We start from the raw sequence: 19,582 nt of genomic DNA on the forward strand, positions 1-19,582 counted from the left end.
CAGTCTCAAAATAATGTACTACTTTTGGCACGCTTTTATAAATAAACAAACTTTTCCGATATGAACTTTCCGTCTGATTTGAAATATACTAAAGACCACGCTTGGGTGCGCCGCGAGGGCAATACGGCTACTGTAGGTATTACCGACTTTGCACAACGAGAGTTGAGTGACATCGTATATGTAGAAGTAGAAACAGTAGGCGATACCCTGCCTCAGGATACTATTTTTGGCACAGTAGAAGCTATAAAAACAGTTTCAGACCTTTTTATGCCTGTGAGTGGCGAAGTGATAGCTTTTAACGAGCCACTGATTCGCAAGCCAGAGGTGGTGAATACCGACCCTTATGGCGAAGGTTGGATGATACAGATAGCAATGAGTGCCCCTGAAGAGTGGGACACCCTACTAACTGCAGAAGAATACAGACAGCTCATAGATGCTTAAGTATAAATACATTATAGCGTGGGGGGTATGGGTGCTAATAATATTCATTTTGTGCCTTATGTCGGGCAAGGAAATGCCTGATGCTCCGCGAATTCCTTACTTAGACAAGGTAGTGCACTTTGGTTTTTACTTTGGGTATACTGTATTGTTTATAGTAAGTTTTGGTAAAGAAACACAAGCGTTCAAAAGCGCTAAAAAACTCAATTTGTGGGCTTTTGTAAGTGCTTTTATCTTAGGAGGCACTATAGAATTGCTGCAAGGGTGGTTAACCACCACACGGTCGGCAGACCCTATGGATATGGTGTTTAACACGTTTGGCATAATTGTTGCTTTACTTTTTATGACAAGATATAAAGAGCTTTTTAGATAATTGTTAAAATATAATTTAATAACCTTTTAAAAGAAAATCATTATGCAACCTAAAAAAAATCCGAAAGCCGACTTGGCAAAAAGTAGTGGATTGTTCTTTGCTATTGGTTTTGCTATCGTTTCAGGTCTCTCATTATGGGGCTTTGAAGCTAAAATGTATGACAAAGCTAAGAAAGACGATCGACAGTCAGAGCTAAATAAGCCACTTGATGAGGATCAAGAAAACTTCGTGGTAGAAGCTCCTGATACCCCACCGCCACCACCGCCACCACCAGCTCCTGCTGAAGTACAAGACGTGGAAGTGGTAGACAACAAGGCTAATATCCAAGAGCAAGCAATTGCCAGCAACGAAACTACTAAAGAAGAAAAAGTAGCTGAAGTAAAGGATATCAAACCTTCTGAACCAGTAGATGATATTCCTATTGATGTGCCTTTCACTATCATTGAAGATAAACCGATGTTTGATGCTTGCAAAAACGAGCCTAAAGACAGACAGTTTCAGTGCTTCAAAGAAAACTTGGATAAACACGTAAGCAAAAACTTCGTCTATCCACCTGCTGCTCTAGAGATGGGTATACAAGGAAAAGTGAATGTGAGTTTCCGTATTAATGTTGATGGTACTATCACTGTATTAGGTGTTCGTGGTACTGATAAACTATTGGAAGCTGAAGCAAAACGTATCATCGAAAAATTGCCTAAGCTTATCCCAGGTAAACAACGTGGTAAACCTACCCCAGTAACATTTGCTTACCCTATCAACTTTAAACTACAATCTTAATTTGCTTTAAAAATATAATACAATAAGCGCGCTTAAAAGAGTGCGCTTATTGTCGTTTTGTAAAATTAGTAGATTAGCAAATTTGTATGGAATCATCTAATAAAATAGGGGCAGGTTGTGCTTTGCTAGTGTCGTTTATCTCGGTATCGATTAGTTTATTCAATATTTTTCACAAAGAAACGTATACTGCCGAGCTAACTGATAGTAGTAAAATGTTTGCCTATCAGCCTCCAAAAGAAACACTACAGACCCTAACCTCGCTACAAGACAGTATACAAGACCCTGAAGTACAAAAAGCTATACCCTACCTATTAGTGACCGAAGCGCCTGCTTTCAGTGGTAAATGTACGCAGGTGGCTACCAAATACCAATGGACGTGCTTCAAAGAGAGTATGGACGATTTTATGAGGGAACATCTTAATATTTCAGGCGATATATGTGCAAAAGGGTTTATTCAGCTAACGCTTTGTATTGGTACTGATGGGGTGGTGAGAGTGCTAAAAATGCAGCTACCTACTGAGTATTTAACCGCTGAGGTACAGCGAGTTATTGCACAACTACCTGTGCTACAACCTGCGCGCAAAGACGGGAAAATAGTCTCGGTGCTATACCACTATAAATATGAAATAGGGAAATTGGAAAATTAGCCAATTTACAAATTTGCTAATTTGCTAATTAGTTTGTATCTTTGCCCTCTGAAAATCAAATAACGAATTGTTATGGAATATTTAGATTTTGAACAACCTATAAAAGAGTTAGAAGAACAAATGCAAAAGTGTATGCTCATTGGTGATGAAAGTGAAGTGGATATGAGTGATGCTTGCAAGAAAATAGAAAAAAAACTAAACCAAGTAAAGAAAGATATCTATGGTAATCTGACAGCGTGGCAGCGCGTGCAAATATCGCGTCACCTCGACCGTCCTTATACCCTTGACTACATCAAAGCCTTAGCAGGGGATACTTTCCTTGAGCTACACGGCGATCGTACCGTAAAAGACGATAAGGCGATGATAGGTGGTTTTGGTAAGATTGATGACCAGAGCTTTTTGTTTATAGGGCAACAAAAAGGGGTAAACACTAAGATGCGCCAGTATCGCAATTTTGGTATGGCAAACCCTGAAGGCTACCGCAAGGCTCTCCGCCTAATGAAGCAAGCTGAGAAGTTTAATATTCCGATAGTTTGTTTTGTAGATACTCCAGGTGCTTTCCCTGGTATAGAGGCTGAAGAGCGCGGACAAGGAGAAGCTATTGCTCGTAACCTTTTAGAGATGTCACGATTAAAAGTGCCTACTATTGTATTCATCATAGGCGAAGGAGCTTCAGGAGGAGCTTTGGGTATAGGCATAGGCGATAGGGTATATATGCTAGAAAATACTTGGTATTCAGTGATTTCGCCAGAATCTTGTTCGTCTATTTTATGGCGTAGCTGGGAGTATAAAAAAGAAGCTGCTGAAGCTTTGAAACTCACCGCTCCTGATATGAAAAAACTGAAACTCATTGATGAAATCATCAAAGAACCTATGGGAGGGGCGCATCACGACCGCGAGGCAATGTTTGTAACAGTGCGCAAAGTGATTTTAGCAGCTTATAAAGAACTTAAAAAACTACCAGCAGACCGTCTTATAGAGAAACGTATGGATAAATACCTCAGTATGGGTGTTTATAAGGAGTAGTATTAAACATTAATTATTAAAAAAATGTTATCAGAACAAGAAATCATTCGTAGAGAAAAACTAACCAAATTAAAAGAATTAGGGATAAATCCTTATCCTGCTCCGCTATATCCTGTAAATACTACCTCTAAGGACATACTAACACATTATGAGGAAGGCAAGGAAGTTATCGTTGCTGGACGATTAATGTCGCTACGTGTGCAAGGAAAAGCATCATTTGCTACCCTACAAGATAGTGAAGGTAGTGTACAGCTTTACTTCAACCGTGATGAAATGTGTCCGGATGAGGATAAAACCCTTTATAATGAGGTATTCAAAAAACTTCTTGACTTAGGTGACTTTATAGGAGTAGAGGGGTATTTGTTTATCACTAAGATGGGTGAAAAGACAGTGATGGTTAAGAACTTTACTCTTCTTTCTAAAGTATTGCGCCCGCTGCCTATGCCTAAAGTAGATGCTGATGGCAAAGTGCACGATGCCTTTACTGATCCTGAGCAGCGCTATCGTATGCGTTATGTGGATTTGGTAGTAAACCCTCAAGTAAAAGAAGTGTTTATCAAGCGTACCAAGTTATTCAATGCTATGCGTCAGTTTTTTAATGAGGCAGGCTATTTGGAAGTAGAAACCCCCGTACTACAAGCTATCCCAGGGGGAGCTAGTGCGCGTCCGTTTATCACTCACCACAATGCATTGGATATTCCACTCTATATGCGTATTGCTAATGAGCTCTATTTAAAACGCCTTATTGTAGGAGGTTTTGATGGGGTGTATGAGTTTTCTAAGAACTTCCGCAATGAGGGAATGGATAGAACTCATAACCCAGAGTTTACTGCGATGGAAATCTATGTGGCTTATAAAGATTACAACTGGATGATGGATTTCACAGAGCGTTTGCTTGAGCATTGTGCTATAGCAGTAAATGGTACCACTAAAGCAACTTTCGGAGCTCACACAGTTGATTTTAAAGCACCTTACCCTCGTGTAACGATGACCGATGCGATTAAGCAGTTCACTGGTTTTGACATTACAGGGAAAACAGAAGAAGAATTGAGAGCTTTTGCACACTCTATCGGTATAGCGGTAGACGAGACAATGGGCAAAGGTAAACTGATAGATGAAATATTTGGAGAGAAGTGCGAAGGCAACTTTATCCAGCCTACTTTCATCACCGACTATCCTAAAGAAATGTCGCCACTTACTAAAGAACACCGCGATAATCCTGAACTTACTGAGCGTTTTGAGTTAATGGTATGTGGTAAGGAGATTGCTAATGCCTACTCTGAGCTTAATGACCCTATAGATCAGCGTGAACGCTTTGAAGAGCAATTACGTCTTTCAGAAAAAGGTGATGACGAGGCAATGTTTATAGACCAAGATTTCTTGCGCGCTCTTGAATATGGTATGCCTCCTACCTCTGGTTTGGGAATTGGTATGGATAGATTGATTATGTTCCTAACCAATAATGAGAGCATACAAGAAGTCCTTTTCTTCCCGCAAATGCGCCCCGAAAAGAAAGGCGTAGAGCTATCAGAAGATGAAAAGGTAATCTTTGAACTACTAAAAACCTCAGAGAAATTGTTACTTGATGCGCTTAAAGAACAAGCAGCTCTTTCTAATAAGAAATGGGATAAGGCTATCAAAGGACTTACCAGCAAGAAAGTAGCAAAAGTAGCAAAAGAAGGAGAAGAGCTATTTGTAGAATTAGCTAAATAAGAATTTCAGTTATATAGTTATATAAAAAACTTTGCCAAAGGTTGTAGAAGACCTTTGGCAAAGTTTTTTTTGTTAATTGTAAATTTATTAATTGTTAATAGAAAGGTTATCTATTTGTTTTATAGAAACCAAAGAAAAGAATATAGCCATAACAAAGTATGAGTATAAAGAAAGCCATTCTGAACCCTACATAATCGGTGAAGAAGCCATAAAGGAGTGGTATGAAACCGCCGCCAACAATCATAGTGCAGAGAATAGCAGACACTTGTGTTTTCATCTCTCCAAGTCCTTCACTACTCAATGCAAAAATAGTGGGGAACATAATAGAATTGAACAGTCCGATGAATAATAAACTCCACATAGATAATAGTCCATCGGCATTAATAGAGATGAGAATGAGTAGAATGACTATTAATGAGGAAAGCATTAGTACTTTGGCAGGCGCAAATACCTTAGTAAGGTATGCCCCTATAAAACGCCCTATCATAGCATTCCCCCAATAGAAAGTTAAGAAGATAGCCACAATAGCCTTAGGGTCAGCTGAGGTAAGGTCAGAGCCTAGTACTTTGCCTAAGCCGATGAGTAAAGTACTCATAGTAGGACTCTCTAAAATTTCTTTTGCTATATTAATTTCTACAAAATAATTGACTGCAAAACTGCCTATCACTACTTCAGCCCCTACATATACAAAAATTCCTATTGCTCCTAATAGTAGAGAACTCTTCTTTAATAAATAGAGGCAGCTTTCTTTGTTTATCTCTTCTTCAGCAGTTAAATTGACACAAGGCAGTTTGGTAACTGAGAAAATAAGGGCTAATATGATAGCCCCTAAGGCAATATAAAGAGAGGGAATCTGTATAGCTAATGCTTCCGCTTGCAAATAAATACTTCTGTCTATATAATCGAGGTGATTGATTTCAGCAGCGTTTTTTACTTCATCTTTTAGTAGATATACTGCGGCAGCTATAGGAGCAAAAGTTGTTCCTAAAGCGTTGAATGCCTGAGAAAAAGTAAGTCGGCTGGGGGTAGTGGTTTCGCTGCCCAATACTGCTACATACGGATTGATTGCTACTTGCAAAAAAGTAATTCCGCTACCCAATACGAAAATAGCTGCCATAAAAAGAGAGAAAGAGCGTTCGTCGGCAGCAGGATGAAAAAGCAATGCCCCTAAAGCAATAAGGGCTAAGCCTAAGATAATACCACGTTGATAGCCCGTTCTGGTAAGGATATATCCTGCAGGGATAGAAAATAATAGGTAAGGCAAGAAAAAGAAGAATACTATCAGACCCGTATGGGTATAGTTGAGTCCGAATACATCGCGTAGGTGAGGTAATAGTAATTGGACGAGTACTGTTAGTCCGCCGAAGAGGAAAAACAGTATCGCTACAAATATAAAGGCTTTAGTACAGAGTTTCTTTTTACTCATTACAATATTAAGTATTAATGTTTTGGTTATCGTTCGTTACATACTCGGCGCTAACTTACCGACTTTTGTTCGTCACATACTCGGCTACGCCAGCTCGCCGACTTTCCTTCGCTCATTGTTCGCTCATCGTTCGTCATAAACTCTGTCAATTTTCCTTCAGTTAAAGAATTAAAAAAATGAGATAAGAGAAAAAATATGCTTTTTGTAAAGAACGATATAATTTTTTAAGCGTGCAAAGGTAAGGTTATATTTAAAAAATAGTTAAATTTTAACGTTTCATTTTTGTTGTATTTGTAACATTTTATTGTATATATCTGATATTCAGAAGTTATAAAATGTTATATTTTTTCGTTTTAACATTTCTGTTCAAAAGCAGAGAGGTGTTGAAAAAAAGTTTTTATAAAAAGTTTACGAAAAGTGTAGGTTATATAAAAAAAAGCAGTACCTTTGCACTGACAAATAACGGATAACTAATTTGACTAAAACAATGAAAAACTGGTTTTTAAACGTAGCGATTTTCTTACTGACAACTGTGTTATATGCACAAAGTGGTGTAGTAACGGGCGAAATTATTGATGGTGACGAGAAAGTGCCATTGATGGGAGCGGGCGTGCTGGTAAAAGGTACCGCGCACGGGGTTTCGACAGATATGGACGGTAAGTTCAGCCTAACGGTAAGTGCCAATACAGGTACTATAGAGGTGTCGTACTTGGGGTATGTAACTAAGTCCGTGCCTTATAAACTGACTAATGGGAAGGCTCACTTAAGAGTGGTGCTTGAAAGCGATCAGCAATCGCTTGGGGAAGTGGTAGTAACTGCTAAGAGTACCCTTATAGATATTGCTAAGGAACGCAAGACTCCTGTGGCGGTATCGACTATTCAGGCGGCTGAGATAGTAGATAAACTCGGCACTCGTGAACTACCTGAGATACTAAACCGTACGCCTTCGGTATATGCTTCAAGAAGTGGAGGGGGCTTTGGAGACTCGAATATTAATGTGAGAGGTTTTGATAGTAAAAACGTAGCTGTAATGGTAAATGGTATGCCTGTGAATGATATGGAGGGTGGTACTGTTTATTTTAGTAACTGGTCTGGGCTATCGGATGTAACTTCGGCTATGCAAATACAGCGCGGACTTGGGGCTTCGAAAATAGCGATTGCTTCAGTAGGAGGTACGATTAACTTTATTACGCGTGCTTCGGATATGAGCGAAGGAGGTACTGCTTATGCTAGCTATGGTAGCAGTGGTGAATATAAGGGTTCGGTATCGTATAACACAGGAAAGACTACAACAGGCTGGTCAGCTTCAGTATTGTTTGGTAAGAGCGGAGGTAGTAAGTATGCTGATGGTACTAATTTTGATGCTTATAATTATTATTTTGCTTTAGGATTTGAACCTTCTAAGAAACATAGTTTTCAGTTGATGTTTACAGGCGCGCCTCAGTGGCATCATCAACGTTACTCTACTTCTATACAAAATTATCAACGCTATGGAGGTACAGCTGACAAACCTAACAGACGTTATAACTCGGATTGGGGTTACCTAAATGGGGAAGAGTTTTCAACCAGAAGAAATGTGTATCACAAACCTGTAGCGATGCTGAATTGGGATTGGAATATTACAGAAAGTACATCTTTGAGTACAGTACTTTACGCTTCAGTAGGTAGAGGTATGGGTTCAAGCAATGAGGGACAAGGTTCTGCTATTACTCCTAATGGTACTACTTATTCTTTGAAGAATGTAAATATTTCGTCAGTACGTACTGAAGATGGTCTTATAGACTTTGATAAAGTGGTACGCTATAACAAAGGGGAAGCAGTAGAGGGATTAGCCCCAATGCAGCACCCAGGGGAAATAAATAGAGAGGGAGAAGTAACAGCTCCTAATGGACAGAAGTTTAGAGGAAGACAAGGTTTTGCGCGTGGTGGCTCAGTGAACTCGCACGACTGGTATGGAATTTTGACTAATCTTCAGCACCAAATTGACAAAAACTTCACATTTAATATGGGGTTAGATGCAAGATATTATTACGGATATCACCATAAGGTAATTACAGATTTGTTAGGTGGTAATTCGTACTACGATACTTCAAATAAAAATGTAACTGCCCCTCGTAATCAGAATATTATAAATGCTGTAAAGCCTGCAGATATATCTTTTAATCCGTTTGCTAAAGTATCACCGGTAGAAGAACAAATAGGCTATAGTAATGATGGAGAGGTAAAATGGTTTGGATTATTCTCTCAATTTGAGTATTCAGATGATCATTTTTCAGCATTCGTACAGGGTTCTACTTCAATACAATCTTACCAACGTGTGGATAACTTTATGAAGCCAGGTACTTTGGCAGTAAGAGGTAATTCGGCTACTGCTATGAATACAAAAACAGGCTTTAAAAATATTGTGGGCTACAATATCAAAGGTGGGGTAAACTATAATATCAATGAACATCATAATGTATTTGCTAATATAGGTTATTACTCTAAACAACCTTTCTTTGACTCAGTTTATCCTAATTATAAAAACTTCTTGAACCCGTTGGTTACTAATGAAAAGATATTGGGAATGGAATTAGGGTATGGTTTTAAATCAGAGTTTTTGAATGCTAACTTGAACCTATATCGCACTTCTTGGAAAGACCGCTTTTTGCGCAAACCTAATAACTTGACGATAGGAGGAAACGAAATTCGTGCTTTTGCCAATATTTTAGGGATTGAGGAAGTACACCAAGGTGTAGAATTAGAAGCTAATGCTAAGATCAATAAATATCTGAAAGTAAATGCGATGCTTTCGTTAGGAGATTGGTTTTACAAAGGAGATGCTACAGGTACACTTATCAACGAAAACAGTAATCCGATAGACTTGCAAGGTAATGAAGTGCCTGCAGGAAGCGCTGCTCAAACAAAACTTTTCTTAGAAGATGTGAAAGTAGGAACAACAGCTCAGACGACTGCTGCCCTAGGATTAATAGTATCGCCTATTGATAATCTGAAAATAGATATAGATTGGAGATATGTAGATAACTTATATGCAAACTTAAACGTTTCGTCATTTACTTCTAAACAAGCGGCTGAAAAAGGAGCATTGAGATTACCTGCTTTTCATTTGTTCGACTTAGGGGCTTCTTATAAATGGCAACTTACTGAAAAACAGCGTATTTCATTTTTTGCACACGTATATAACTTGTTAGATACTTATTATATAAATGAGTCGTATGATAATATACACGCTACAGATAGAAGTATAACCTATAAGGGTATAGATGTAAATAACAGAGTATACTTTGGTGATGGTCGTACCTTTAGCTTTGGCGTACGCTATAACTTTTAATTAAATAAAACAATAAAAAACATAAAAGGCTGCCGGGAAGGTGGCCTTTTTTTATTTGTCAATTATTTGCTATTTTTTTGTATCTTTGCACCTCATAATTCTAAAACATACTTTTTATGCTTATTAACTGTAAAAGACATTCTATATACGAAATCTTTGAAGCCTATATACATACTTCTGAAAATTATGAGCCTATAGACTTTGTTTTTGAACTTATCAACTATTTTAGACGGAAGAATAAAAATAAATCTATTCATATACAGGAACTTATAGATGAACTTAAGCACAACCCTGAACGTATTGCCTTCTTGAGGGAAAAACTGTATATGGTATTTGCTAACAAAAAGAAGGTGATTCTTTTTACTGATGCGGGGTTGCTGAATAGTGTGTCGTTTTTTAAAGAATTGCGGCGGCGTATAGGTCACCAATTGATACCTGACCAGCCTTCGCAAGATAGTATACAGTATGTGCTAAATCAGCTTTTTTATAAGCCTTCTGATGCTAAGTGGCTCTTGCGTATACCGATGGAAAATTGGAAGGAGCTATTGGATATATTGGGTGTAGAGACTTTTTATCAGAATGAAGGAAAAACGACCTCGCAACAAATACTTTTGGCTATAATGATACTCTCGCAACGTATGGGAGGGCTGGCTTTGCAAACAGATGTACTGCGTATGGTGCCTGAATATGCGCACTTGAATAGTCCGTTTATAGCTCTTGATGATGAGTTGAACAATTTAGCACGAACATTAGCGAAAGAGGATAGACCTTATTTGTATATACAGGATCAGGAGTTAGACTATAAGCAACTGAATATATTGGTAGGACAGTGTGAGGATTTTGTTAATAAAGCAGATGCTAATGCAGGAAAATACGGGGTTAATTTTAGTGTAAACCAGACACTTTTGCTTATACGGCAGCAGCTGAAACGTATAAAAAGGCTTTATAATTATCTTTTTATACAAAAAGATAGTGATATGCGCGAAAAAGCTATTGATTTTTATTTAGATATGGTGAAAACTAATTCTAAAAAGAACAATGTGCGCAAACTTATAGACGATAGTGTGTATAATATCACTTATGAAATCACTAATTATACGGGTAAGACAGGAGAACACTATATTACTTCTACTAAAGGAGAGTATTTTAAGATGCTTAAGACTGCTCTATGGGGTGGGGTGATAGTGGCTTTTATGTGTTTGATAAAGCTCTCCCTTTCTATGATTCCTGACCAGAGCGCTTTTTTGCGTGCCTTTAATTACAGTTTGAATTATGCCATAGGTTTTGTGATGATTTACCTTACAGGCTCTACCTTGGCTACTAAACAGCCTGCAATGACGGCATCGACTATTGCTAAGACGTTGGAAAACCTCAATGTAAATGATACCAAAGAAAAGTATAAGCAATATTCGGCATTTACAGCACTTTTTACGCGCTTGTTTCGCTCGCAGTTTATTGCTTTTGTGGGGAATGTATTTGGGGCGTTTCCGGTATCGATGTTGCTGATAGTGGGGGTAAGCTCGTGGTTGGGCTATAATTTTGCAGCTAAGAAGAGTTATCACTTATTGGAAGATTTGAATATTTGGCATACACCTGTGTTTTTACACGCTTGTATTGCGGGGATATTTTTATTTTTATCGGGGATTATAGCGGGTAATGTAGCGAGTGTAAATAACTTTAATAATTTTTACTATCGGCTTTCAGAACACCCATTTTTAAAAGGCTTTTTTGGCAAGAAGCGTATGCAACGGGTGGCTAACTGGATGCAGCAGAAGTGGCCTTCAGTGGTTTCTAATATATGGTTTGGGGTATTTATGGGGAGTGCTTGGGTTGTTGGTGATTTTTTTAAGCTACCGATTGACATTCGGCATATTACCTTTGCCAGTGGTAACTTAGCCTATGGACTTTATGGGGTAGATTTTATTATTAGCCTTGAGAATATTATTTGGTGTATATTGGGGATTGGTATTATAGGCTTTGGCAATTTTATAGTGAGCTTTCTGCTCTCGCTTTGGATAGCCTTGCGTTCGCGCGAAGTACCTCTTTCAGAATTGAAGCACTTAGCAGGCTGTGTGTGGCGTGCTTTTAGAGCCCAACCTCGTGCTTTCTTTTTACCAGTGAAAGAGAAAAGTGAATAATAAAAAAGAGAGACGCTACAATATAGCGTCTCTCTCTTTTTGTTTTTTTGATATCTTATTTGTTATGCTCTTGTAAGTAGGCTTTTCGTACTTTTTTGAAGAGCTCAGAAGAATACACAAAATCAGTTACAGCTTCGTTATCTGTTTGGAAGATATTATCCTTAGAGCCTTCCCATTCTTTGTATCCATTTTTAAGAAATACTATTTTAGCCCCTATTTCCATTACAGAGTTCATATCGTGGGTGTTGATGACAGTAGTGATGTTAAACTCTTCAGTAATCTCTTGTATGAGGTTATCTATCACGATAGAGGTTTTGGGGTCAAGACCAGAGTTAGGCTCATCGCAGAATAGGTAGTTAGGCTGATTGACAATAGCGCGTGCAATGGCTACCCGTTTTTGCATACCACCAGAGATTTCTGATGGTAACTTATTCTCTGCATTTACTAAGTTCACACGGCTAAGCACTGTATTGGCACGCTCGCGTATTTCTTCTGGGGTATGCTTAGAGAACATTTTTAGAGGGAACATCACGTTTTCGAGTACAGTCATCGAGTCGAAGAGGGCACTGCCTTGGAATACCATTCCCATTTTTTGGCGTAGGGCTACTTGCTCTTTGCGCTTCATATCGGCGTACTTCACACCATCGTAGATAATGTCACCACTATCAGGGGTAAAAAGTCCTAATAGTGATTTGAGAAATACGGTTTTACCCGAACCACTCTGCCCAATGATGAGGTTTGTTTTACCTTTCTCGAATGTAGTAGAAATACCTTTGAGCACCTCTACACCATTAAAAGATTTACGTAAATTTTCTACTTGTATCATACTTCAGCTGAAGAAACGACTGCTTCTTTGTTAATTTTCTTTACTAACCCTTGTAGTACTTTACCTGGACCTACTTCTATAAATGCTGAGGCACCATCTGCTATCATTTGCTGCACACTTTGTGTCCATTTTACAGGTGCAGTAAGCTGATTGATAAGGTTCTTTTTGATGTCGGCTTCGCAGGTAACTGCGGTAGTGGTAACGTTTTGATATACAGGGCAAAGAGGCTTGCTAAAGTGTGTTTGTTCAATAGCGGCTGCTAATTTTTCTTCAGCAGGCTTCATCAGTATAGAGTGGAAAGCACCACCTACAGGTAGAATGAATGCGCGCTTAGCTCCTGCTTCTTTCATTTTCTCGCAAGCCGCTTCTACAGCTTTTAGTTCGCCTGAAATTACTAACTGACCTGGGCAGTTATAGTTAGCAGGGGTTACGATACCTTCTACTGAGGCGCATAACTCTTCTACTTTACTATCTTCTAACCCCAATACAGCTGCCATAGTGCCAGGCTGTAGTTCGCAAGCTTTTTGCATAGCAGCAGCGCGTTTGGCTACTAATTGTAGTCCATCTTCAAAAGTTAGCGTGCCATTAGCTACTAAGGCCGAGAATTCACCTAATGAGTGCCCAGCAACCATCTGTGGAGCAAAGTCTTTGCCTAATACTTTGCTTAGAATAACTGAGTGCAAGAAGATAGCAGGTTGGGTTACTTTTGTTTGTTTTAGTCCTTCATCAGTACCAGCAAACATTTCTTCGGTAATAGCAAATCCTAATATACCGTTAGCGGCTTCAAAAAGAGCTTTTGCTTCTGCTGATTTTTCGTATAAGTCGAGCCCCATTCCTACGAATTGTGCTCCTTGACCAGGAAAGATATATGCTTTCATTGCTTTATTTTTTTATAAGTTTATACATTCTGTTAAAATATCTTTAGCTACAGCTTCTTTACTTTTTAAAGGGAACTCTTGTAGCTTTTCAGGGGTAATAAAAGTTATTTTGTTAGTGTCTGTACCAAAACCAGCCCCTTTATCGCGCAAAGAGTTAAGCACTATACCATCTAAGTGCTTCTTTTGTAGCTTAGTACGTGCGTTTTCTATCTCATTTTCTGTTTCTAAAGCAAAGCCAATTAGCTTTTGCGTAGTTTTTAGCTTTCCTAATGAAGCTAATATATCAACCGTAGGGATTAAGTTTAGATTAAAGTTATCGCCTTTTTTCTTTATTTTTTCAGGGGCTACTACCTCTGGAGTATAGTCAGCTACAGCGGCAGCAAGTATAACGATATCACAACTGCTAAACCTCTCTACAGCAGCCTCATACATCTGTTTAGCACTTACCACTCTACAAAGATGTATATGGCTGTTGATATTCTTTTCAGCTGAAGGGCCGAGTACTAAATGCACTTCTGCTCCTTGCTTAGTGGCTTCATTGGCTAAAGCGATACCCATTTTGCCTGTTGAAAAGTTGCCTACGAAGCGCACAGGGTCTATTGCCTCATAAGTAGGGCCAGCTGTTATCAGTACTTTTTTGCCTTTCAGAGGTTGTGTTGTGCTGAAATTATCTTCTATCTCTCTAACAATATCCTCAGGCTCTGCCATTCGCCCTTGTCCTACTAATCCACTTGCCAGCTCGCCGTAAGCAGCTGCAATAATATGGCAACCAAAGGATTGCAGTTGGGCTAAGTTATGTGTTACTATAGGGTGGGCATACATATCTAAGTCCATAGCAGGAGCAACCCATACAGGTACTTTTGCCGAAAGGTAAGTAGCCAAAAGCAGATTGTCGCATTGCCCATAAGCCATTTTAGCAATAGTATTAGCTGTGGCAGGGGCTATCAGCATAAGGTCAGCCCATTCAGCTAAAGCTACGTGGCTGTTCCAATCGCTTTCAGTAGTCACAAATGTGCTAAGTACAGAGTTTTTAGATAGAGTACTGAGTGTCAGTGGGGTGACGAACTCTTTTGCTTTTTCAGAAAGTATGACCCTCACGGTATGTCCTTTTTTTACGAATAGCCGTACTAGTTGAGGAGCTTTATAAGCAGCGATACCGCCCGTGATACCTAAGAGTATGTTCATCAGCTAAAAAGTTTTAGGTAAAAAAGGCTTCGAACAGCAAGCCCCAAAAGCTCACAGCCCAAAGCCCTATATTAAACAAACTGTAATATAAAAGTATTTTTAGAATTATTCTGTTTCACGAAAATATACTTTCCCTTCTAACCATTCTTTTACTGCTATAGCTTGTGGTTTAGGTAGGCGTTCGTAGAAGCGAGATACTTCTATTTGTTCTTTGTTTTCAAAGATTTCTTCAAGATTGTCATTATTAGTAGCAAAAGCCTCTAACTTCTCTACCAATTCCTTCTTTATTTCGGCATTTATTTGGGTAGCACGTTTAGCAATAATAGAAATAGCCTCATAAATATTGTTAGTAGGGGCTTCTATTGCTGCTTTGTTATACGTTACAGTGGTTGTTGGCGCGTCTATTCTTTTAAAATCCATAATGAATAATTATTTTTGAGATGTAAAACTTTTCAATGATGTATTGATTTTTTTCAGCATATTATCAGCTTCTTTTTTGTATTTCGTTTCTGGGAAAGCCCGAAGAAGCGTGTCGTAGGCTTCTTTAGCAGTGTCTAAACGTTCTTTTTGCTTGCTTTCTACACTGTTGATAGCCCATTCGTATGCTGAATGCAACCGTGTGTAGAGCGCATCCTCTCTAAACACACTACCGGGGTTATTAGCCAAGAAGTTGTCTAACGACTTCATAGCTGCCTGATAATCACGGATAAGGTCATACTGCTTAGCTATTTCAAATTCTTTTTTCTGTAGCTGAGTCAGTAGGTTTAAAATCAACTCATTAGCCTCTTTAGCATAGTCAGAATCGCTGTACCTATCCATAAAGTACTGTAGTTTTTCTAATGCCTGATAGGTGTAGGTCTGATCTACGCTATAGGTAGGCACTTGCATATATAGCGATTTAGCCTCTAAGAAAGCTGCTTCTACTGCCTTAGCGCTGCGAGGGTATATCTTCTGCAATCGCTCAAAAGGGTAAGTCGCTAAGCTGTATTGCTTCATTTGATAGTAGGCATCGCCCTGCAGAAAATAAAGACGCTCTCCTTGGGGTTTCCCAGAGTATTCTGAGGCTATTTGCTCAAAAAGTTTTACAGCTTTTCGGTATTTCTTAGCCTTGTATTGCTTCTCAGCTTCTGCGTATTTCACACTCGAATCGGTTGATTTTAAGGCTTTTTGGTATTCCCCACAAGAGGTAAGACCCAAGCCTAACAGCCCGATGATGATATATTTTCTTATTAACATTCGGCAAAAGTAAATAGTTTTTTTGAGATAACCAAAATTATGTGAGCATTCCTCCATCTACATTTAGCACTTGACCTGTAATGTAAGCCGACATATCAGAGGCTAAAAACACACAAGCATTAGCTACATCTTCAGGTTGTCCACCGCGTTTTAGAGGAATACTATCGCGCCAGCTTTGCACCACTTTCTCGTCTAATACAGCAGTCATTTCAGTTTCTATAAATCCTGGTGCTATGGCATTGCAGCGGATGTTGCGAGACCCTAATTCAAGGGCGATAGACTTAGTAAAGCCTATGATACCAGCCTTAGAGGCAGCATAGTTGCTTTGGCCTGCATTTCCTTTTATACCTACCACGCTACTCATATTGATAATTGAGCCTTTGCGTTGTTTAAGCATAAAGCGTTGTACGGCTTTGGTCATATTAAACACCGATTTAAGGTTTACTTCTATCACTTTGTCAAAGTCCTCTTCGCTGATGCGCATCAATAGGTTGTCTTTGGTGATACCAGCATTGTTTACCAATATATCTACCCCACCAAATTCGGCTACTACAGCATCAACAAATTCTTGCGATTGCGTAAAGTTAGAGGCATCACTCTGATAACCTTTTACTTTTACTCCTTGTGCGCTTAGTTTTTCTTCTAATTCTTTAGCAGCTTTAGCTGATGAACTGTATGAAAAAGCTATATTAGCTCCGTGTGCCGCAAATACTTCAGCTATACCACGCCCGATACCTCTGCTGGCACCTGTGATGATAGCTGTTTTTCCTTCTAATAATTTCATATAAGTATAAATTCTAAATTCTTAATCGTTTTTATCCTCCTACTCGCTTCACTTTAAATCCTTTTTCTTTCAGCAAAACCATTATCTTATCGCGGTAGTCACCTTGTATAAGTATAGTGTCATTTTTCACGGCTCCTCCTACACCTAATTGGGTTTTAAGTTCTTTGGCGAGTATCTTAAAATCGCTGTCAGCGCCTGTGTAGCCTTCTATCACCGTTATTGGCTTGCCATTGCGCTTTTCGTACTTACATAGCAACGGCTCGTCTTGCATCCATATGTTAGGGCGTACTTCTTCAGGCACTTCTTCTTCCTGATGGTCAGGGAAGAGCATTTTCAGCTGACTTCTTAAATCCATTTCAAAAAATCTTAATTGCGAACCTTACTGTAGTTTACTTCTATTTTCACCTCTTTTATTACGGTGCTCAGAGGGGTTACCACAGCACTTTCAGTAGTTTTTCCTTTTTCACTACCTGTTAGGTAATTCTTTACAGTTGTATTTTTTACGTTTGAAATTACAGCAATACCCAGCGGTACATTAGTAGTATTGCCATTCACTATATTCAATAGGTGATTAGTGATGCGCAGGCGATAGTATACCCCTTTGCCATTCACTTTATGTAGAGGTACTAAATGTACTAAGTGCGAGTAAGCAGCGGTCTGTGCGTTAGCAGTAGGGTCGTACCCATAGTCAGCTAATGGAGCCCCTGTGTTGGCATTGTATATATACAAACGTTCAGGTTCTTTTTGGTAGGTAACCGATTGGTCTACATATAGTAGTATGCTCGCATCGGTTATCATCAGCTTTTGGTTTTTGATAGTATTAATGTCAGCATCAGCTATTTTTAGAGTAGCTCCGTGTCCTAAAGCCCCACTGAGGTAAATCTTGCTACTATCGGTGGTAGTCCCCCCATTTTGACCGAAAAGGTTCATCGTGATGCCACTTATAGGCAATTCAAAACGCTTCTTAAGTGTCTTATCATTAGAGGTATAGCTATAATTTATTTCTATTTTAGCAGCCGAGGTGTTGAGCATCATCATCAAGTCGTTGCTGAAGTCTGAAGCACTGATAACTAACCCTTTGAAGTGCTGCTTAAAGTCATTGAGGTTAGAGAGCACAGCAGCACCTTCTTGGCTGATAATTTTGCTCTGAAAGAAGCTTGTACTCAACGGAATGCGCAACCCTGGTGCCAATACATCTTGTACTTTCTTTGATTCGTCTTCAGTAGTTTTAGGGTCGTCAAACTGATAGCGCACCACTGCCTTATTCGTTAGGGTGTAAGTAGTACCAGTAGCCGAAGCAACAGAAGCTCCTATATGAGCATTTATAGCGCTGTCGTTGCTGTAGTACTCTTTAGCGTTAAGGTTAGTCCCTATGTCGCTTAAGTAATAGTTAAGCTCTTTTACATCTATTTTGAATTGTGCTGCTTTATTGCCGTAGATAGAGTCCAGAGTGTATTCAGCATTCTGGGTGTAGGTAGGCTTTTGCAAGCTGCTAAGAGGGTTAAAGAATGGAATATAGAGGTATGCCTCAGTTACTGTTTCATTCTCTTGCTTATTGTTTTTGTTTTCATTGGCTTGCGATTGCTCTCCAAATACAGGATTTACAGACGAAAGCCCTATTTGGGCTACTATGGTAGCCGATAAGGTGCCAAAAGGAGCTTGGGTATACTGCCCTAAAAGGTAGCCACCAAGTCCGTTAGTTTGCACAGCCTCTGCAGTAGTTTGCGATACTGTAAAGGTAGGGGTAAGCACTGAAGTAGAGAAATTAGGGTTTTTCAGTAAAGCTCCGTCTATTTCGTTAAACGAATTGTCTGAACAAGCCGTAAAAAGAGGGAGCAATGAGGCAAAAAATACTATTTTAAGAGGGTTCTTCATTCTATATAGCTTATTTCTTTAATATTTTTTCATAAAATTGGTGATAAGATTCTTGGAAAGTCTCTTTATCACTGTTGTAGAGTACCGGTTTTCTGAGGTTTTTCAGATAAGTGCGAAACTCTTCAGGCATTTTATCTTCTTCACTTACCACTATCACCCCGTCAGAGTATTTTACTGCTATTCGCATTAGGTTGTGATAAGTAGGATTTTTAAGCGGGTCTACTGTCTTTTTGCTTATGCCGTCAAAAGCTACTTTATTGATAAGGCCATTGTTTATAGTCCCCTCAAAATCAGGGTCAGTTACCGAGGTGATAATTTTGCTTTCAGAGAAAATAGGCTCATCTTTGTAATAGCTTCGCAAGTATAGCGGTAGGAGGGTAGATACCCAGCCGTGTATGTGGATAATGTCGGGTAGCCAATTGAGTTTCTTTACAGTTTCTACAATACCTTTAGCAAAGAAAATACAGCGTTCGTCATTATCAGGATACATATTGTTTTGTTCGTCAAATAGCGTGCCAGAGCGATGAAAATACTCATCATTATCTATAAAATATACCTGAATACGCTCTTTAGGAATAGAGGCTACTTTGATAATGAGGGGCACATCTATATCATTGATAACGATATTGATACCCGAAAGCCGAATCACTTCGTGCAATTGGTGTCGTCTCTCATTGATGTTGCCAAATTTAGGCATAAAAATCCGTATCTGTCCGCCATTGGCATTTACCATCCTCGGTGCTTCAAACGACATATTAGCTAACTCACTATAAGGCGAATAAGGCAATACCTCTGATGATACGTACAGTACTTTTTTATCTCTCATAAAAAGGATATTGAAAAATTGATATAACGCTTAGAAAGCACAAAAGTACAAAAAAATATGGACATATCCATAAAAAATATATAAGTTTGCACCCAAAAAAGAT

Annotated in this window: 18 protein-coding genes; 8 read left to right on the top strand and 10 right to left on the bottom strand. The window is 38.9% G+C overall.

Annotated features, from left to right (window positions below):
- The first annotated feature begins 60 nt into the window (after positions 1–60).
- The 6 genes from gcvH to lysS all read left to right on the top strand — a co-directional run bounded on the left by gcvH (position 61) and on the right by lysS (position 4,974).
- Positions 61–441 carry a glycine cleavage system protein GcvH gene (gene gcvH / locus FOC45_RS02715; protein ID WP_009733879.1) on the top strand — a complete coding sequence of 127 codons (381 nt, stop codon included), beginning with the start codon at positions 61–63 and terminating at the stop codon, positions 439–441.
- Positions 434–811, top strand: coding sequence for a VanZ family protein (locus tag FOC45_RS02720; RefSeq protein WP_009733878.1), 378 nt, complete (start codon positions 434–436; stop codon positions 809–811). Before gcvH ends, FOC45_RS02720 begins: the two co-directional genes overlap by 8 nt.
- A gap of 42 nt (positions 812–853) precedes the next feature.
- Positions 854–1,588, top strand: coding sequence for an energy transducer TonB (locus FOC45_RS02725; protein WP_009733877.1), 735 nt, complete (start codon positions 854–856; stop codon positions 1,586–1,588).
- A gap of 86 nt (positions 1,589–1,674) precedes the next feature.
- Complete coding sequence (locus FOC45_RS02730) at positions 1,675–2,235, top strand: hypothetical protein (protein WP_009733876.1); 561 nt, start codon at positions 1,675–1,677, stop codon at positions 2,233–2,235.
- A gap of 72 nt (positions 2,236–2,307) precedes the next feature.
- Positions 2,308–3,261 carry an acetyl-CoA carboxylase carboxyltransferase subunit alpha gene (locus FOC45_RS02735; protein WP_009733875.1) on the top strand — a complete coding sequence of 318 codons (954 nt, stop codon included), beginning with the start codon at positions 2,308–2,310 and terminating at the stop codon, positions 3,259–3,261.
- A 24-nt stretch (positions 3,262–3,285) separates the two neighbouring features.
- Positions 3,286–4,974: a lysine--tRNA ligase gene (gene lysS, locus FOC45_RS02740; protein WP_009733874.1), complete on the top strand. Its 1,689-nt coding sequence runs from the start codon at positions 3,286–3,288 to the stop codon at positions 4,972–4,974.
- Positions 4,975–5,080: 106 nt separating this feature from the next.
- Here lysS and gluP read toward each other — a convergent pair whose 3' ends face one another.
- Positions 5,081–6,400 carry a glucose/galactose MFS transporter gene (gene gluP, locus FOC45_RS02745; protein WP_009733873.1) on the bottom strand — a complete coding sequence of 440 codons (1,320 nt, stop codon included), beginning with the start codon at positions 6,398–6,400 and terminating at the stop codon, positions 5,081–5,083.
- Positions 6,401–6,887: 487 nt separating this feature from the next.
- On the opposite strand from gluP, the gene FOC45_RS02750 reads away from it, so the two are divergent.
- Entirely contained in the window at positions 6,888–9,731 is a 2,844-nt protein-coding gene (locus FOC45_RS02750; protein ID WP_009733871.1) for a carboxypeptidase-like regulatory domain-containing protein, read from the top strand.
- 116 nt (positions 9,732–9,847) lie between these two features.
- The gene (locus tag FOC45_RS02755) at positions 9,848–11,869 is read left to right on the top strand and encodes a recombinase (protein ID WP_009733870.1); all 2,022 of its coding nucleotides are present in this window, start codon (positions 9,848–9,850) and stop codon (positions 11,867–11,869) included.
- A gap of 55 nt (positions 11,870–11,924) precedes the next feature.
- Here the strand turns inward: FOC45_RS02755 and FOC45_RS02760 are convergent, their stop codons facing one another.
- From FOC45_RS02760 to FOC45_RS02800, 9 genes are all read right to left on the bottom strand, one after another.
- On the bottom strand, positions 11,925–12,695 hold the full coding sequence (locus tag FOC45_RS02760) for an ABC transporter ATP-binding protein (protein ID WP_009733869.1): 771 nt from the start codon (positions 12,693–12,695) through the stop codon (positions 11,925–11,927).
- Positions 12,692–13,573 carry an ACP S-malonyltransferase gene (gene fabD / locus FOC45_RS02765; RefSeq protein ID WP_009733868.1) on the bottom strand — a complete coding sequence of 294 codons (882 nt, stop codon included), beginning with the start codon at positions 13,571–13,573 and terminating at the stop codon, positions 12,692–12,694. Before fabD ends, FOC45_RS02760 begins: the two co-directional genes overlap by 4 nt.
- Before the next feature lie 12 nt (positions 13,574–13,585).
- Positions 13,586–14,758 (bottom strand): bifunctional phosphopantothenoylcysteine decarboxylase/phosphopantothenate--cysteine ligase CoaBC, encoded by a 1,173-nt coding sequence (coaBC, locus tag FOC45_RS02770; protein ID WP_009733867.1) that lies wholly within the window; start codon positions 14,756–14,758, stop codon positions 13,586–13,588.
- Between the two features lie 105 nt (positions 14,759–14,863).
- Positions 14,864–15,178, bottom strand: a complete 315-nt coding sequence (locus tag FOC45_RS02775) for a DNA-directed RNA polymerase subunit omega (protein WP_009733866.1) — start codon at positions 15,176–15,178, stop codon at positions 14,864–14,866.
- Between the two features lie 9 nt (positions 15,179–15,187).
- Positions 15,188–15,994 carry an outer membrane protein assembly factor BamD gene (locus FOC45_RS02780; RefSeq protein WP_034539750.1) on the bottom strand — a complete coding sequence of 269 codons (807 nt, stop codon included), beginning with the start codon at positions 15,992–15,994 and terminating at the stop codon, positions 15,188–15,190.
- A 37-nt stretch (positions 15,995–16,031) separates the two neighbouring features.
- Positions 16,032–16,778 (bottom strand): 3-oxoacyl-[acyl-carrier-protein] reductase, encoded by a 747-nt coding sequence (gene fabG / locus FOC45_RS02785; protein WP_009733864.1) that lies wholly within the window; start codon positions 16,776–16,778, stop codon positions 16,032–16,034.
- Positions 16,779–16,809: 31 nt separating this feature from the next.
- Positions 16,810–17,133, bottom strand: coding sequence for a translation initiation factor (locus FOC45_RS02790; protein WP_009733863.1), 324 nt, complete (start codon positions 17,131–17,133; stop codon positions 16,810–16,812).
- An 11-nt stretch (positions 17,134–17,144) separates the two neighbouring features.
- Positions 17,145–18,653 (bottom strand): DUF4270 domain-containing protein, encoded by a 1,509-nt coding sequence (locus tag FOC45_RS02795; RefSeq protein ID WP_009733862.1) that lies wholly within the window; start codon positions 18,651–18,653, stop codon positions 17,145–17,147.
- 10 nt (positions 18,654–18,663) lie between these two features.
- A complete protein-coding gene (locus FOC45_RS02800) occupies positions 18,664–19,479 on the bottom strand; it encodes a glycogen/starch synthase (RefSeq protein WP_009733861.1) in 816 nt (271 codons plus the stop codon).
- Positions 19,480–19,582 lie beyond the last annotated feature (103 nt).

The sequence above is a fragment of the Capnocytophaga sp. FDAARGOS_737 genome, assembly GCF_009730375.1.
Classification (GTDB): Bacteria; Bacteroidota; Bacteroidia; order Flavobacteriales; family Flavobacteriaceae; genus Capnocytophaga; species Capnocytophaga leadbetteri.

Coding starts and splice junctions, on each gene's coding strand:
- gcvH (WP_009733879.1), top strand. CDS start 61: ATGAACTTTCCGTCTGATTTGAAATATACTAAAGACCACGCTTGGGTG.
- FOC45_RS02720 (WP_009733878.1), top strand. CDS start 434: ATGCTTAAGTATAAATACATTATAGCGTGGGGGGTATGGGTGCTAATA.
- FOC45_RS02725 (WP_009733877.1), top strand. CDS start 854: ATGCAACCTAAAAAAAATCCGAAAGCCGACTTGGCAAAAAGTAGTGGA.
- FOC45_RS02730 (WP_009733876.1), top strand. CDS start 1,675: ATGGAATCATCTAATAAAATAGGGGCAGGTTGTGCTTTGCTAGTGTCG.
- FOC45_RS02735 (WP_009733875.1), top strand. CDS start 2,308: ATGGAATATTTAGATTTTGAACAACCTATAAAAGAGTTAGAAGAACAA.
- lysS (WP_009733874.1), top strand. CDS start 3,286: ATGTTATCAGAACAAGAAATCATTCGTAGAGAAAAACTAACCAAATTA.
- gluP (WP_009733873.1), bottom strand. CDS start 6,400: ATGAGTAAAAAGAAACTCTGTACTAAAGCCTTTATATTTGTAGCGATA.
- FOC45_RS02750 (WP_009733871.1), top strand. CDS start 6,888: ATGAAAAACTGGTTTTTAAACGTAGCGATTTTCTTACTGACAACTGTG.
- FOC45_RS02755 (WP_009733870.1), top strand. CDS start 9,848: ATGCTTATTAACTGTAAAAGACATTCTATATACGAAATCTTTGAAGCC.
- FOC45_RS02760 (WP_009733869.1), bottom strand. CDS start 12,695: ATGATACAAGTAGAAAATTTACGTAAATCTTTTAATGGTGTAGAGGTG.
- fabD (WP_009733868.1), bottom strand. CDS start 13,573: ATGAAAGCATATATCTTTCCTGGTCAAGGAGCACAATTCGTAGGAATG.
- coaBC (WP_009733867.1), bottom strand. CDS start 14,758: ATGAACATACTCTTAGGTATCACGGGCGGTATCGCTGCTTATAAAGCT.
- FOC45_RS02775 (WP_009733866.1), bottom strand. CDS start 15,178: ATGGATTTTAAAAGAATAGACGCGCCAACAACCACTGTAACGTATAAC.
- FOC45_RS02780 (WP_034539750.1), bottom strand. CDS start 15,994: ATGTTAATAAGAAAATATATCATCATCGGGCTGTTAGGCTTGGGTCTT.
- fabG (WP_009733864.1), bottom strand. CDS start 16,778: ATGAAATTATTAGAAGGAAAAACAGCTATCATCACAGGTGCCAGCAGA.
- FOC45_RS02790 (WP_009733863.1), bottom strand. CDS start 17,133: ATGGATTTAAGAAGTCAGCTGAAAATGCTCTTCCCTGACCATCAGGAA.
- FOC45_RS02795 (WP_009733862.1), bottom strand. CDS start 18,653: ATGAAGAACCCTCTTAAAATAGTATTTTTTGCCTCATTGCTCCCTCTT.
- FOC45_RS02800 (WP_009733861.1), bottom strand. CDS start 19,479: ATGAGAGATAAAAAAGTACTGTACGTATCATCAGAGGTATTGCCTTAT.